Annotated in this window: 13 protein-coding genes; 3 read left to right on the forward strand and 10 right to left on the reverse strand. The window is 68.2% G+C overall.

The window, feature by feature from the left end; all coding sequences use genetic code 11:
- Positions 1-30: 30 nt before the first annotated feature.
- The 4 genes from FHR97_RS11230 to FHR97_RS11245 form a co-directional block, all read right to left on the reverse strand.
- Positions 31-762 (reverse strand): ABC transporter permease, encoded by a 732-nt coding sequence (locus FHR97_RS11230; RefSeq protein WP_183383892.1) that lies wholly within the window; start codon positions 760-762, stop codon positions 31-33.
- Entirely contained in the window at positions 762-1,466 is a 705-nt protein-coding gene (locus tag FHR97_RS11235; RefSeq protein ID WP_183383893.1) for an ABC transporter permease, read from the reverse strand. The genes FHR97_RS11230 and FHR97_RS11235 overlap by 1 nt, the downstream gene beginning before the upstream one ends.
- A 28-nt stretch (positions 1,467-1,494) precedes the next feature.
- Positions 1,495-2,265, reverse strand: a complete 771-nt coding sequence (locus FHR97_RS11240; protein ID WP_183383894.1) for an ABC transporter ATP-binding protein — start codon at positions 2,263-2,265, stop codon at positions 1,495-1,497.
- 245 nt (positions 2,266-2,510) lie between these two features.
- Positions 2,511-3,497 carry a succinylglutamate desuccinylase gene (locus tag FHR97_RS11245; protein WP_183383895.1) on the reverse strand — a complete coding sequence of 329 codons (987 nt, stop codon included), beginning with the start codon at positions 3,495-3,497 and terminating at the stop codon, positions 2,511-2,513.
- A gap of 461 nt (positions 3,498-3,958) precedes the next feature.
- Here FHR97_RS11245 and wrbA point away from each other — a divergent pair, with 461 nt between their 5' ends.
- Entirely contained in the window at positions 3,959-4,555 is a 597-nt protein-coding gene (wrbA, locus tag FHR97_RS11250; RefSeq protein ID WP_183383896.1) for an NAD(P)H:quinone oxidoreductase, read from the forward strand.
- 13 nt (positions 4,556-4,568) lie between these two features.
- Here the strand turns inward: wrbA and FHR97_RS11255 are convergent, their stop codons facing one another.
- Positions 4,569-5,690: a tartrate dehydrogenase gene (locus FHR97_RS11255; protein ID WP_183383897.1), complete on the reverse strand. Its 1,122-nt coding sequence runs from the start codon at positions 5,688-5,690 to the stop codon at positions 4,569-4,571.
- A 280-nt stretch (positions 5,691-5,970) separates the two neighbouring features.
- Between FHR97_RS11255 and FHR97_RS11260 the strand changes: the two genes are divergently transcribed.
- Positions 5,971-6,915 (forward strand): LysR substrate-binding domain-containing protein, encoded by a 945-nt coding sequence (locus FHR97_RS11260; protein ID WP_183383898.1) that lies wholly within the window; start codon positions 5,971-5,973, stop codon positions 6,913-6,915.
- On the forward strand, positions 6,912-8,237 hold the full coding sequence (locus tag FHR97_RS11265) for a glycosyltransferase (RefSeq protein WP_183383899.1): 1,326 nt from the start codon (positions 6,912-6,914) through the stop codon (positions 8,235-8,237). The genes FHR97_RS11260 and FHR97_RS11265 overlap by 4 nt, the downstream gene beginning before the upstream one ends.
- 9 nt (positions 8,238-8,246) lie before the next feature.
- On the opposite strand, the gene FHR97_RS11270 is transcribed toward FHR97_RS11265, so the two are convergent.
- From FHR97_RS11270 to FHR97_RS11290, 5 genes are all read right to left on the reverse strand, one after another.
- Positions 8,247-8,924 carry a TVP38/TMEM64 family protein gene (locus FHR97_RS11270; protein WP_183383900.1) on the reverse strand — a complete coding sequence of 226 codons (678 nt, stop codon included), beginning with the start codon at positions 8,922-8,924 and terminating at the stop codon, positions 8,247-8,249.
- Positions 8,925-9,096: 172 nt separating this feature from the next.
- Entirely contained in the window at positions 9,097-9,918 is an 822-nt protein-coding gene (locus FHR97_RS11275; RefSeq protein WP_183383901.1) for a zinc-dependent peptidase, read from the reverse strand.
- A 4-nt stretch (positions 9,919-9,922) separates the two neighbouring features.
- Complete coding sequence (locus tag FHR97_RS11280) at positions 9,923-11,500, reverse strand: bifunctional GNAT family N-acetyltransferase/carbon-nitrogen hydrolase family protein (protein ID WP_183383902.1); 1,578 nt, start codon at positions 11,498-11,500, stop codon at positions 9,923-9,925.
- A gap of 72 nt (positions 11,501-11,572) precedes the next feature.
- Positions 11,573-11,839 (reverse strand): DksA/TraR family C4-type zinc finger protein, encoded by a 267-nt coding sequence (locus FHR97_RS11285; RefSeq protein WP_183383903.1) that lies wholly within the window; start codon positions 11,837-11,839, stop codon positions 11,573-11,575.
- A gap of 190 nt (positions 11,840-12,029) precedes the next feature.
- Positions 12,030-13,679 (reverse strand): BCCT family transporter, encoded by a 1,650-nt coding sequence (locus FHR97_RS11290; protein ID WP_183383904.1) that lies wholly within the window; start codon positions 13,677-13,679, stop codon positions 12,030-12,032.
- Between the last annotated feature and the right edge of the window lie 441 nt (positions 13,680-14,120).

The following is a 14,120-nucleotide window of genomic DNA, read 5'->3' on the forward strand; positions in this document are numbered from 1 at the left end:
GGCAGTTCCCAACGCTTGTTTTACGCCGTGTCAGCCGCTCGCCGGCTTGAGATGGGCGAGCAGGCGCTTCTCCAGGTGGCGGAAGAAGTAGATGATCGAGAAGGTCAGGCACAGGTAGATCGCCGCCACGAACAGGAAAGCGTCGAAGGGCGCATAGAAGCGGGCATAGACGAAGCGCGCCGCCCCGGTGAGATCCATGATGGTCACCACGCTGGCGATGGCGCTGGCGTGGAGCATGAAGATCACCTCGTTGCCGTAGGCCGGCAGGGCGCGGCGGAAGGCGCTGGGCAGCACGATGCGCCGCAGCATGAGGCCCCGGGACATGCCGTAGGCGCGGGCCGCCTCGATCTCGCCCCTGGGCGTGGCCTTGATGGCGCCGCGGAAGATCTCGGTGGTGTAGGCCCCGGTGTTCAGGGTGAAGGCGATCAGCGCGGGCACGAAGGGCTTCTCGAGGATCACCCACAGCCAGGTCTCCTGGATGCCCTCGACGAACACCACGCCGTAGTAGATCAGGTAGAGCTGCACGAGTAGTGGGGTGCCGCGGAACACGTAGCAGTAGAAGAAGATCGGCAGCCGGATCCAGGCCCGCTTCGAGCCGCGGCCGATGGCCAGGGGAATCGCCATCACCAGGCCGATGATCAGCGACAGGGCCACCAACTGGACGGTGGTGACCAGGCCGTCGCCGTAGTAGGAGAGCGTCTGCAGGGTGAAGATGCTGTTGTCGGCCAGTTGGGTCTCGAGCCAGTTCATCAGGGCTTCCATCAGTCTGCCTCCCCGTAGCCGATGTCATAGCGCTTCTGCATCCGCGCGAAGCCCCACTCGGAGACGCTGGCGATCAGCAGGTAGATGGCGGCGACGATGATCATGAAGGTGAAGGGCTCGCGGGTCGCCTTGGAGGCCTCGGCGGCGACCCGGACCATGTCGGACAGGCCGATCACCGAGACCAGGGCGGTGGTCTTGAGCAGCACCATCCAGTTGTTGGACAGCCCTGGCAGGGCGTGGCGCATCATCTGCGGGAAGCGGATGCGCCGGAACACCAGCCAGTGGCTCATGCCGTAGGCGCGACCGGCCTCGATCTGGCCGCTGTCCACGGCCAGGAAGGCGCCGCGGAAGGTCTCGCCCATGTAGGCGCCGAAGATCAGGCCGATGGTCACCACGCCGGCGACGAACTCGTTGACGTTGATGAAGATATCGATATCGAAACGGGCATAGAGCCAGTCGGTGAACATGTTGATGCCGATCTGGCCGCCGAAGAACAGAAGCATCATCAGCACCAGGTCCGGCACGCCGCGGATGATCGTGGTGTAGAGGGTGCCGAGGCGGTGCAGCAGCCAGCTGCGCGACATCTTCGCGCTGGCGGTGAGCAGGCCGAGGATCACCGCCAGGATCAGCGACAGCACCGCCAGCTCGATGGTGATCAGGGCGCCTTCCGCGAGGCGCGGGCCGTAGCCATGCAGGTCGATCATGTGTCTCTCCTTGTCCCGGGCCGGCCCATCAGTGCTTGGGCGCCAGGAACTGCTTGAGGCGCTCGGACTTGGGATTGCCGAGGACCTCGGCGGGGGGCCCGGCCTCCTCGACCTGGCCCTGGTGCAGGTAGATGACCTGGGTGGAGACATCCCGGGCGAAGGCCATCTCGTGGGTGACCACGATCATGGTGCGGCCTTCCTCGGCGAGGTCGCGCATGACCTTGAGCACGTCGCCGACCAGCTCCGGGTCCAGCGCCGAGGTGGGCTCGTCGAACAGCATCACCTCCGGGTCCATGGCCAGCGCCCGGGCGATGGCGCCGCGCTGCTGCTGGCCGCCGGACAACTGGGCCGGATAGTAGTCGGCGCGCTCGGCCAGGCCGACCCGCTCGAGCAGCGCGCGGGCGTGCTCGATGGCTGCCTGTTTGGGCTTGCCCAGCACGTGGATGGGGGCCTCGATGACGTTCTCCAGCAGCGTCATGTGAGCCCAGAGGTTGAAGCTCTGGAAGACCATGGAGAGTCTGGCGCGCATGTTGACGACCTGCTTCCAGTCCGCCGGTTCGCGACCGTGGCGGGTCTCCTTGAAGCGAATCTGTTCGCCGTGGACGAACAGCTCGCCCTCGTTGGGCTGTTCCAGCAGGTTCATGCAGCGCAGGAAGGTGCTCTTGCCGGACCCGGAGGCGCCGATCAGGGTGATGACGTCACCCTTGTGGGCCTGCAGGGAGAGTCCCTTGAGGACTTCGGTGTCGCCGAAGCGCTTCTTGATGTTCTGCACTTCCAGCGGGATCGGGGTATCGGCCATGAAACGGGCTCCAGTTCAGGGGTCGCCTAGCGGGCACAGGACAACGCGGATGGTGCGAAAAAAAGGGGGCGATTCTAACAGGCCCGGGGCGTGACGGCAGGCGGTGTTGTCCGCTCGGGTGTGCGACCTTGATCTAAGTTGTAGTGGCTTGTTGTCATGAAATGTTTCCAGGTAATTGTTGTTCTTTGGCATTTCCTGTTGCTGGAAGGCGATTTTCCTGGCGATCGTCCGCCGGGCCGGCGCGGTCAGCAAGGCTCCGGCACCGCCGTCACCAGCAGCGCAGCCCGGGCGCCGATCTCCACTCTGGCGTTGGGGAAGACCACCCGCAGCGGTGTCTCGCCCACGCGGCAGGGCCCGGCCTCGGCATCCTCGGCCAGCAGGGTATTGGGGGCGAACTCGGTGAAGTTGGGCGTATCGTCGGCAAAGCACAGCCGGAAGTCCCGGGAGGCGCGCTTGAGCTCGTGCTCGACGCGGAAGAAGGCCATCGCCGCGGCCGGGCGGGTCGCGGGGGGGCGCCCCTCCAGCAGCGCCGCCAGCAGCCGCTCCATGGGCGCCAGGGGCGTGAGGTCGTTCTCGCCCAAGGGCAGCGCCCGGCCCAGCTCCAGGGTGAAGGCCTGGGCTCCGTGGTAGTGCCTCGAGTAGTGGGAGAAGGTCCAGCTGTGGGTGTGCTGGTGCAGCACGGCCTGGATGTCGGCGCCGGCCAGCCACTGCCACTGCTCGGGACGAGTGGCGGTCTCGGCGTAGGGCTCCACCGCGAAGCGGGGATACTGGCTGTCACGGATCGCCGTGTGCAGGTCGTAGTGGAGGCGGGGGCGGTCGCCGTGCTCGGCGAAGAAGGCATCCACCGCGCCCATCAGCGTCCGGGCGCGGTCGGGCTCGTCACCGGTCGCGTCGAGGCCGCGGCGGAACAGCCGGTTGAGGTTGGTCGCCACGAAACGCTCGCCGGCGCGGATGGCCGCCAGGTTGCCGAGGATCACCAGTACCGGCGTGGCCAGGGTCAGCTGGCCGGCCTCCAGGTGGGCCAGGAGCTCCCCCAGCAGTTCGATGGGGGCGGTCTCGTTGCCGTGGATCCCCGCCGAGAGCACCAGGGCCGGGGCGTCCGCGACCGGTGTCGACGGGAGCAGTTCCAGCAGGCCGGGGGCGGGGATCCGGTAGCGTCCCCCGGGAAGGTCTCCCTCCACCGCGGCGCCGGGCTCGCCGGCGAGGCTCTGGTCCAGCCACTCAGCCAGCATGACGCAGGCCTCCGGTGGCGGCGGTCGAGACGCGGGGCAGGGGGGCGCGCCGGACGGCATGGGGCGAGGCAATCATGTCGATCCTTGTCTTGTCGCTATTATCGGGCTGTGGGCCACCTTCCGCCCTGCGTGACGCGGGCTCAAGAGGGCCTGTCGGCAGGATGAAAAAGGCGGGTGCGATCCTGTAACTCGGCACGGCAGGGGCCCCGGCTCAGGACGAACGACGCCAGGGGCGCAACCCGCACGACACCCTGGCAGTTGGCCGGGTGCGGATCCTCGCCGGAGCATGGGCGCGGGACTGACCGTTCGGCGGCGTCGAAAGGCTTCGTCTTGCCGCTCGATGGCTGCGACTAGACTGGTGGCGGAATGCCATCGCCACGAGCCGTGCCAGGCGCGGCTCCTCGAGCTCGACTGCGCGAGCCTCAAGAGGCGGTATCCATCCATCGACAGGAGGCAGGATCATGACCAAGGTACTGGTGCTCTACTACTCCATGTACGGCCATATCGATACTCTGGCCCGGGCGGTAGCGGAGGGGGCCGGTCGGGTCGCCGGCGTCGAGGTGACCATCAAGCGCGTGCCCGAGACCATGGACCCGGAGGCCTTTGCCAAGGCCGGGGGCAAGCGGCTCGACACCCCGGAGGCCAGCCCCCAGGAGCTGGCCGACTACGATGCCGTGCTGTTCGGCACCCCCACCCGCTTCGGCAACATGTGCGGCCAGATGCGCACCTTCCTCGACCAGACCGGCAGCCTCTGGGCCAAGGGCGCGCTGCGCGGCAAGGTGGCCAGCGTCTTCACCTCCACCGGCACCGGCGGCGGCAACGAGTCCACCATCCTCACCGCCTGGACGACCCTGGCCCACCACGGCATGGTGATCGTGCCGATCGGCTATGGCCTCGAGGTCCAGTTCGATATCTCCGAGGTCAAGGGCGGCTCGCCCTATGGCGCCGCGACCATCGCCGGCGGCGACGGCTCGCGCCAGCCGAGCGACACGGAACTCGACCTGGCCCGCTTTCAGGGCGAGCACGTGGCCACCGTCGCCGCGAAGCTGGCCGGCTGAGCCGGGCGCCGCGTCACCCGCCCGGGCGCCCCGCGCGACGCGGGGCGTCGTCGTCTCGGTCCCCGGCGGCGATGCGCTCGGCGATGGCCTGACCCAGGCCGGGGGTGGTGCCCCGGCCGCCGAGGTCGGGGGTCAGCACCACGGGGTCGCCCTCGGCGAGCACGGCCTCGATGGCGGCGAGGATGGCCGCCCCGGCCTCGGGGTGGCCGAGGTGCTCGAGCATCATCGCGCCGGACCAGATCTGGCCGATGGGGTTGGCGATGCCGCGTCCGGCGATATCCGGGGCGCTGCCGTGGACCGGCTCGAACAGGCTCGGGAAGCGCCCCTCGGGGTTGATGTTGGCCGAGGGAGCCACGCCGATGGTGCCGGTGCAGGCGGGCCCCAGGTCGGAGAGGATATCGCCGAACAGGTTGCTGGCCACCACCACGTCGAACCAGTCGGGATGCAGCACGAAGTTGGCGGTGAGGATGTCGATGTGGAACTTGTCCACCTCGACTTCCGGGTAGTGCTCGGCCATGGCCGCCACGCGGGTGTCCCACCAGGGCATGGTGATGGCGATGCCGTTGGACTTGGTGGCCGAGGTGAGTTTCTTCCGGGGCCGCGACTGGGCGAGGTCGAAGGCGTACTTCAGCACGCGATCGACGCCGGTGCGGGTCATCACCGTCTCCTGGATCACCACCTCGCGTTCGGTGCCCTCGAACATGGTGCCGCCGACGCTGGAATACTCGCCCTCGGTGTTCTCGCGCACCACGTAGAAGTCGATGTCGCCCGGCACACGGCCCGCCAGCGGGCTCTCGATGCCGGGCAGCAGGCGGCAGGGGCGCAGGTTGACGTACTGGTCGAACTCGCGGCGGAACTTGAGCAGCGAGCCCCACAGCGAGACGTGATCCGGCACCTTGTCCGGCCAGCCGATGGCGCCGTAGAAGATGGCGTCGAACGCGACCAGGGTCTCGGGCCAGTCGTCGGGCAGCATCTGGCCATGTTCCAGGTAGTAGTCACAGCTGGCGAAATCGAAGGCGGTCAGCTCCAGGTCGATGCCGAACCGGTCGGCGGCGGCCTCGAGGGCGCGCACGCCCTCGGGCATGACTTCGGTGCCGATGCCGTCACCGGCGAGCACGGCGATGCGATGGGTCATGGGAGTTCCTCCAGGGGCTGGGGCAGGGCGTCCAGTCAGGGCTATTGCAGTTAGCCTTGGCGCTCGAAGCTGCTCCGTCGACAGGTCTGCGAGGGGGCGCTGTGAACCCCTCCCTGGGCGCTACCGACGCCATCCATGGCGTAGTACCCCCTCTTCGACCTGTCCCCGTCGCCTCTCGCCACCCAACTGCGATTGCCCTGGGCGTCCAGTCTAACCCTGCACGTCCCGGAGATAATCAGGGTAAAATGCAATCCATTATTGAGCATGAGTGGAGAGTGCGGTGCCCCCTCTGGACGATCTGGCCTTCTTCCAGCAGCTGGCCCGGGCCGGCAGCCTGACCGCCACCGCGCGGGAGCTGGGCCTGTCGCTGTCGGCGGTCAGCAAGCGTCTCAAGCAGCTCGAGGCGCGCCTCGGGGTCGCCCTGGCGACCCGCACCACCCGGCGCCTGACGCTGACCGCCGAGGGCGAGCTCTACCTGGCCCGGGGGGGAGCGATCCTCGAGGAGCTCGTCGAACTGGAGGAGACGCTGGCCGATCACCGGGCCGAGCTCTCCGGCCCGCTGCGCATCAACGCCACCTTCGGCTTCGGGAGGCGCCATGTGGCGCCGCTCCTCTCGGCCTTCTGTCGGCGGCACCCGCGCCTCGAGGCCGCCCTGGAGCTGACCAACTTCCCGGTGAGCCTCGCCGACCAGGGCTTCGATATCGGCATCCGGGTCGGCGAGCCGCCGGATTCGCGGCTGGTGGCGCGGCGCATCCTGTCCAACCGCCGTGTCCTCTGTGCCTCCCCCGCCTATGTAGCGGCCATGCCGCCCCTCGACTCGCCCGCCGATCTGGTGGCGCACCCCTGCCTGGTGCTGCGCGAGAATGCCAGCGACTATGCCCTGTGGCGCTTCGAGCGTCGCGAGGGACCGCGGGAGGAGCGGGCGGTGAAGGTGGGCGGCCCGCTGGCCAGCAACGATGGCGAGGTCATCCGTCGGCTGGCGCGGGACGGCCATGGCGTGGCGCTGCGCTCCTGGTGGGACGTGCACGAGGACCTGGCCGCGGGGCGCCTGGTGGAGGTATTGCCGGGCTGGCGGGGCGTGCGTGCCGACTTCCATGCCGTGTATGATCAGCGCCGCCACGTCCCGCTGCGGATCCGTGCCTTCATCGCCTATCTTGAGCAGGAGATGGTCGGTCGCGTGCCCCCCGTCGCCCGGCCGACCACGACAGGAGAGTCGCCAACGTGAATGTGCTGATGTTCACCAACACCTATCTGCCGATCGTGGGTGGGGTCAGCGAGTCCGTCCAGCGCCTCAAGCGCCAGCTCCAGGCCGCGGGGCACCGCGTGCTGGTGGTGGCCCCGCGTCTCGCGGGCCAGCCCGACGACGAGGCCGACGTGGTGCGGGTGGCGGCGGTCCAGCACTTCAATGGCAGCGACTTCTCCCTGCCGGTGCCGATCCCGGGGCAGCTGTTCGATGCCATCGAGGCCTTCGAGCCGGACCTGGTGCACGCCCACCATCCCTTCCTGCTGGGGGACACCGCCGCCCGGGCGGCCGAGACCTATGGCCTGCCCCTGGTCTTCACCCATCACACCCTCTACGAGCACTATACCCACTACGTGCCCGGCGACTCGCCGCGCATGCAGCGCTTCGCCATCGCCCTGGCCACCCAGTACACCTGGCTGTGCGACGAGGTCATCGCGCCCAGCGAGAGCATCCGCGGCCTGCTGGTCGAGCGCGACGCCAATCCGGCGATCCGCGTGGTGCCGAGCGGTGTGGACACCACGCGCTTCGCCCTGGGCAACGGCGAGGATTGCCGGCGCCGCCTGGGCATTCCCGCCGAGGCCTATGTGATCGGCCACCTGGGGCGGCTGGCCCGGGAGAAGAACCTGATCTTCCTGACCGAGGCCGTGGCCCGGGCCCTGGTCGCGCTGCCCCGGGCGCATTTCCTGGTGGTCGGCGACGGCGATGCCGCCACCCGCATGCAGGCGATCGCCGAGGCCGCGGGGGTGGCCGGGCGCCTGCACTTCACCGGGCGCCTCGAGGGCCAGGGGCTGATCGATGCCTACCATGCCATGGACGTCTTCGCCTTCGCCTCCCACAGCGAGACCCAGGGCATGGTGGTCGCCGAGGCCATGGCCGCGGGCCTGCCGGTGGTGGCGGTCCGCGCCCCGGGCGTCGTCGAGGTGGTCAAGGGCGACGAGAACGGCCGACTGCTGGGCGGGGACGATGCCGCGGCCATGGCGGCGGCACTGGTCGAACTCGCCGAGCCGGCGCGGCGCCGATCGCTTGGCGAGGGGGCGCTGGCCACTGCGGCGGACTTCGACGAGCGGCTGTGTGCCGAGCGTTGCCTGGCGGTCTATCGCGACGTCATCGCCCGGGGCGGGCCCTTCACCCATGCCGACGATGGCGGCTGGGACCGGGTGCGTGGCCGGCTCGGCGCCGAATGGCAGATGCTGCGCTATCGGGGACGGCTGCTGCGCCACCTGGTCCAGGAGGAGTGGGAGCAGGAGCGCCCGTCCTGGTGGCCGGGCAGGCGCCACGACGAGCCGGAGCTGCCGCCCAAGTGAGCCCCTTCCTCAGCGCCGCCGGCGCCGCTCGGCCCAGCGCTTGAGCCCATACAGCAGGGCCACCCCGGCGAGCAGGCCGACCAGCGAGAGGAACACCTCCTGGCGACTGTCCGCCGTGGCCAGTTCCCCCAGCTGGCTGCCCAGCAGCGTGACCCCGGCGAGCCCCGGGATGATGCCCAGCGTCGAGCCGATCATGTAGTCGCGAAAGCGCAGGTGGAAGGCCCCGGCCATCATGTTGGTGAGGGTGAAGGGCGCCAGCGGCAGCAGGTTGACCAGGGTCATGGTGCGGATGCCGCGACCGGACAGGTAGCGGGACAGGCCCTTGAGATGCTTGCCGCCGTGGCGCAGCAGGGCGTCGCGGCCCAGCCGGCGGCCCACCCACCAGGTCAGCACCGAGGCCGCCAGGGTGCCGGCCAGGGCATAGCCGAAACCCCACCAGGGACCGAACATCAGGCCGGTCAGCGCCACCAGCAGGCTCAGCGGGAACATCACCAGCGAGGCGCCGGCATAGACCACCATCACCACCAGCACCGCCCAGGGGGTATCGCGCCAGGCCACCGAGCCCCTGGCGATGGCCATCAGGCTGTCGACGGTGAGCAGGTCGTGCATGGCGAGCCATTGCCACAGCAGGCCCAGGCCGAGGAGGGCGAGCAGGGCGATGACGAGGATTCCGAGGGAACGGGGCATGGGACGAGGAGCTTCCTGGTGAACGTCGCCACAGCATACGGCAGCGCGCCCGGCGGCCAAAGGGGCCGCCGGAAAACCCGGCTCGACGGCTCGGCTTCACCGCTGGGCCAGGCCCCCCAGGCGGGCGGGTGCGCCGCTGGCGATCCGCGACGAGACGCGTGTGAGTCAGTCGTCATGCCGAGTGGTACGAAGGGGGGAAGGCGTCGCGTCGCCAGGGCGGGTCCTGGCGGAAATAGCGCGTCAGCAGGGCGTAGAGGGCCGGGTAGGCGGCGTGCAGGATACCGGGGGCCGTGAAGAAGTATTCGCAGGCCACCGCGAAGCATTCGCCGGGGTGACTGGCGGCGTAGTCGTCGATGGGGGTGGCCTCGCCGCGGGCGAGCCGGGCCTGGAGGTCGTCCCAGACCGCGGTGAACTCCCGGTGCCAGTCCTGGGGCGCGATGTCGCCGGGCAACGGCGGAAAGCCGTCGGCGTCCAGGGAGTTGGCCATGTCCAGCTTGTGGGCCAGCTCGTGGATCAGCACATTGAAGCCATCCAGGCCGCCACTGGCCATCAGGTCGGGATAGGCCACCACTACCGGGCCCTGGTGGGAGGTCTCGCCGACCCGCTGGTCGTCGTACTCGTGCATCACCCCGAACGCGTCCAGTTCCTCCACGCGACGCTGGAAGGCATCGGGCAGGATCAGGATCTCGTGGACATTGGCGAAGGCATCGTGATGGTCGCGGTCGGACCAGCCCAGCGTCAGCAGGCAGGCCTGGGCGGCGATGGCCAGCCGGTCCGCGACGTCGAGGCTCAGCGCCTCGGCCAGCGAGGGGTGCCGGCTCAGGCGCTTGGCGTGGGCGAAGTGCCAGGCCCGATGGCCGAGGCGGGTGGCCGCCGGCTCCGGCACGGCCGCGAGCAGCGGCAGCCGCGCCCGGGCCTCCCGCCAGTCGGCCTCGGGAAAGGGATGGCGCGTCTCGAACCAGGCGTTGCGCCAGTGTCTCAGCCTGCCGAACACGCCCTCAGCTCTCCTCCAGGCCGGTGCGGCCCCCGGACTTCCAGGACCAGTCCCGCAGGCGCAGGTCGAAGAGATCCTGGCGGCGGTCCTTGAGGTTGGTCACCGAGCCCTCGTTGCGCACCACCGTCAGCCGGGTCAGGTCCAGGTCCGAGAACATGATCATCTCGGTGTTGGGCGTGGTCTCGGCCAGCACGGCGTCGTGGGGGAAGGCGAAGTCCGAGGGCGAGAACACCGAGGACTGGGCGTACTGTATCTCCATGTTCTCGATGGAGGGGACGTTGCCCACGCTGCCGCACAGCACCACGTAGCATTCGTTCTCGATGGCCCGCGCCTGGGCGCAGTGGCGCACCCGCAGGTAGCCGTTCTTGGTGTCGGTCCAGAAGGGCACGAAGAGGATGTCCATGTCCTGGTCGGCGAGCAGCCGCGAGAGCTCCGGAAACTCCACGTCGTAGCAGATCAGGATGCCCACCCGGCCCGCATCGGTCTCGAACACCTGCAGCTCGTCGCCGCCCTCGATCACCCAGTCACGCCGTTCCTGGGGGGTGATGTGCAGCTTGGTCTGGCACTCCAGGCTGCCGTCCCGATGGCAGAGGTAGGCGACGTTGTAGAGACGGCCGTCGGCCTGTTCCTCGATCATCGAGCCGGCCACGATGTTGATGTTGTAGGCCACCGCCATGCGCGACAGCTCGGCCTTGAAGCTCTCGGTGAACCCCGCCAGGAAGCGGATGGCGGCGATCTGGTCCTGCTGGGCGGCGCGGTCCTGCAGGCCCATCAGGGGGGCGTTGAACAGTTCCGGGAAGACGGCGAAGTCGCTCTGGTAGTCGGCCAGGGCGTCGACGAAGTACTCCACCTGCTGCAGCACCGCCTCCACCGAGGCGAACTCGCGCATCTGCCACTGCACGCTGCCGACCCGGACCTGGGTGGGGCGGGTCTCCAGCACCCGCTCGGCCGGCTCGAAGAGGATGTTGTTCCACTCCAGCAGGGTCGCATAACCCTGGGACTTCTCGTCCTCGGGCAGGTACTTGCGCAGCAGGCGCTTGACCTGGAAGTCGTTGGCCAGCTGGAAGGAGAGGATGGGGTCGTGGATCTCCTTGCGGGCCACCTTGTCGATGTACTCGGTGGGGGTGAGCTCCTCGGCATGCTGGTGGTACTGGGGGATGCGCCCGCCGGCCAGGATCGCCCGCAGGTTCATCGAGCGGCACAGCTCCTTGCGGGCCTCGTAGAGGCGGCGGCCCAGGCGGTAGCCGCGATAGTCCGGGTGGATCAATACGTCCAGACCGTACATGGCGTCGCCCTCGGGATCATTGAGGATGATCTCGCGCTGGTCGATCAGGTCGTCGTAGCGGTGGGGGTTGGAGAAGTCGTCGTAGTCGACCCTCACGGTCAGGGCCACGCCGACCAGCTGGCCGTCGTCCTCGATGGCGATCTGGCCGTCCGGGAACTCCTGGATCAGCTTCTCGATGGTGTGTTCCGGCCAGGCGCCGCCGATGTCGTGGTAGACGGCGTCCATCAGCGCCTTGAGCTGCGGGTAGTCGTCCGGCGTCAGGTTGCGCAGGTTCAGGTGAAGCTCATCGAGGGACATGGCGCTCGGGTTCCTGATCGAGAATGTCCCGTCGAGTCTATCATGCGCCTGGCGACGCGACCGCGCGGGGCCTCAGCGCAGCTGGCTGTCCTTGCTGCCTCGCCGGTTGTGTCCGGCGCCCGGGCCCCGCCGCTTGTCGAGCAGGGCCTGGCAGTCGATGCAGAGTCGCACCCCGGGGACGGCCTGTCGTCGTGCCTCGGGGATCGATTCCCCGCACTCGTGACAGTGGTGGGCGCTCTCGCCGCGGGGCAAGGCGCGTCTCGCACGCTCGAGTTCGTCGCGCACGCTGTCGTCGATCTGCTGCTGGACATCGCCGTCCTTCGACCAGCCGCCGGCCATGGTGTCGTCTCCTTCGGCTCGCGACGAGCCGTCCGCCTGCCCGTGACGAAGGCGGGGCTTCCACCTTCCAGCCCCAGACTAGCGCGCCGCACGGGGCGGCGCGATGCTCGGCACGACATGCGAAAGCCCTCCCCGGACATCGCCGGTGCCGACCGGCGATGTCCGGGGAGGTATCGGCCGCTCCAGGACGTCAGGCGGCCTTGCGGCGCGTCAGGCGCAGCTCGCCGTTGAGCGCCCGGATGATGGTGTAGCACATCAACAGCATCACGATGGAGAACGGAATCGCCGTCGCCGTCACGCCGGCCTGAAGCGCCGACAGCCCGCCGCCGATCAGCAGCACGATGGCGATCAGGCCTTCCACCGTGGCCCAGAACATGCGCTGGGGCCGAGGGGCGTCGATCTTGCCGCCGGCGGTGATGGTATCGATCACCAGCGAGCCGGAATCCGAGGAGGTGACGAAGAAGATCAGCGCCAGGATGATGCCCAGGGTCGACATCAGCCCCGTCAGCGGCAGTTCGTTGAGCATGCCGAACAGCGACAGCTCGGGGCTGTAATTGTCGATCACATACTCCTTGACCAGGCTGGCGGCGGGGTCGGCATAGAGCTGATCGAGCGCGGTGGCGCCGAAGACGCCCATCCAGATGAAGATGAACAGGCTGGGGATCAGCAGCACGCAGATCACGAATTCGCGCACCGTGCGCCCCCGCGACACCCGGGCGATGAACATGCCGACGAAGGGGGCCCAACTGACCCACCAGGCCCAGTAGAAGATGGTCCAGGCCTGGCGGTAGGCATCATCGTCGCGCCCGAAGGGGGCCGATAGGGGGATGAACTCCGTGACATAGGTCGAAAGCCCCGTCCAGAACCCGCTCAGGGCCACCAGGGTCGGGCCGGCGAACAGCACGAAGAAGAAGAACAGCACGGCCAGGACCATGTTGAGCTCGGAGAGCTTCTTCACCCCGCCCTCGAGGCCGCGCCAGACCGACACCAGGGCCACCGCCGTGACCAGCACGATAATGATGACCTGGGTAGCGGTGGTGACCTCCAGGCCGAACACGAAGTTCATCCCCGCATTGGCCTGCTGGGCCCCGAGCCCGAGCGAGGTGGCCAGACCGAACAGGGTGGAGAACACCGCCAGGATATCGATCAGATGTCCCGGCCAGCCCCAGACGCGATCGCCGAGGATCGGGAAGAACGCCGAACGGATGGAGAAGGGCAGGCCCTTGTTATAGGTGAAGATGGCCAGCGCCAGGGCCATCACCACATAGACGGCCCAGCCATGGATGCCCCAATGAAGGTAGGTACCGGCGAGGCCCAGGGCGCTGGCCTCGGGAATGGCCTCCGGGTTCAATTCGCCATCGGCCCCGAAGGGAGACGCGACGCCCAGGGGCAGGGAGACGTTGGCATGATAGACCGGCTCCAGCACACCGAAGAACAGCAGGCCGATGCCGATGCCGGCGGCGAACAGCATCGCGAACCAGGACAGGTAACCGTGCTCCGGTCGAGCATCGGGGCCCCCCAGCCGGACCGACCCATAGGGCAGGAAAACCAGCGCCAGGCAGAACAGGATGAAGAAATCCACCACGATCATGAAGTACCAGTCCAGGGTGCCGGTGGAGAAGGCGACGATGGACTGGAAGATGCTCCCTGCCCGCTCCGGGAACAGCAGGGTGAGGACGATGAAGATCACCGAGGCGAGTGCCGAGACGACGAAGACACGATTGTGGATATCGAAGCCGATGGGGCCCAGTCGGCCTTCGATATTGTCCTGGCCGACAACGTAATCTGTCTGCATGTCGCTCGTCACGGGGGGCGACGCCGGGTCGCTCGGAGTATTCATGAGATGCTTCTCCTTATTATCAGATATTGAATGATCAGGCCTGTTTCGTATAAACAAATAACTTGGCGTCATCTCTGCAGTCTAGCCCGGCATCGAGGTAGGCCGTGGCATGGCCGGTGAGGGACATAGCGTCGTTCAGGACGGTCGAATGGCTGGCCATCGGGTCTTGGAAGACGTCGTGATCCCGTCGACTCGCCCGAGTGATCGCCGCGAATCACCGTTGACCCTGCCTGAGGCAAGTGCCATGCCCAAGGCGTGGATATGCGGGGAGAGGTCTTTTTTTCAGAGGGTTATTGGCGGTCAGGGCGAGCGGATCACGAAGCTGATGTGCCACAAGGCGGCGGGATGAGTCTCCCAGCGGCTGCGCCTGCCTGGAGGACGACGATCGACGTCGGCCTCGATCGCCATGCCGTGCGGGCAGAAACGACCTCCCCCTGCACA

It is taken from the genome of Halomonas stenophila (assembly GCF_014192275.1).
Classification (GTDB): domain Bacteria; phylum Pseudomonadota; class Gammaproteobacteria; order Pseudomonadales; family Halomonadaceae; genus Halomonas; species Halomonas stenophila.

Bases quoted from the DNA above. Each gene is read 5' to 3' on its own strand.
- FHR97_RS11280 (WP_183383902.1), bottom strand. From the start codon at position 11,500: ATGTCCCTCGATGAGCTTCACCTGAACCTGCGCAACCTGACGCCGGAC.
- FHR97_RS11240 (WP_183383894.1), bottom strand. From the start codon at position 2,265: ATGGCCGATACCCCGATCCCGCTGGAAGTGCAGAACATCAAGAAGCGC.
- FHR97_RS11235 (WP_183383893.1), bottom strand. From the start codon at position 1,466: ATGATCGACCTGCATGGCTACGGCCCGCGCCTCGCGGAAGGCGCCCTG.
- FHR97_RS11270 (WP_183383900.1), bottom strand. From the start codon at position 8,924: ATGCCCCGTTCCCTCGGAATCCTCGTCATCGCCCTGCTCGCCCTCCTC.
- wrbA (WP_183383896.1), top strand. From the start codon at position 3,959: ATGACCAAGGTACTGGTGCTCTACTACTCCATGTACGGCCATATCGAT.
- FHR97_RS11290 (WP_183383904.1), bottom strand. From the start codon at position 13,679: ATGAATACTCCGAGCGACCCGGCGTCGCCCCCCGTGACGAGCGACATG.
- FHR97_RS11245 (WP_183383895.1), bottom strand. From the start codon at position 3,497: ATGCTGGCTGAGTGGCTGGACCAGAGCCTCGCCGGCGAGCCCGGCGCC.
- FHR97_RS11255 (WP_183383897.1), bottom strand. From the start codon at position 5,690: ATGACCCATCGCATCGCCGTGCTCGCCGGTGACGGCATCGGCACCGAA.
- FHR97_RS11230 (WP_183383892.1), bottom strand. From the start codon at position 762: ATGGAAGCCCTGATGAACTGGCTCGAGACCCAACTGGCCGACAACAGC.
- FHR97_RS11285 (WP_183383903.1), bottom strand. From the start codon at position 11,839: ATGGCCGGCGGCTGGTCGAAGGACGGCGATGTCCAGCAGCAGATCGAC.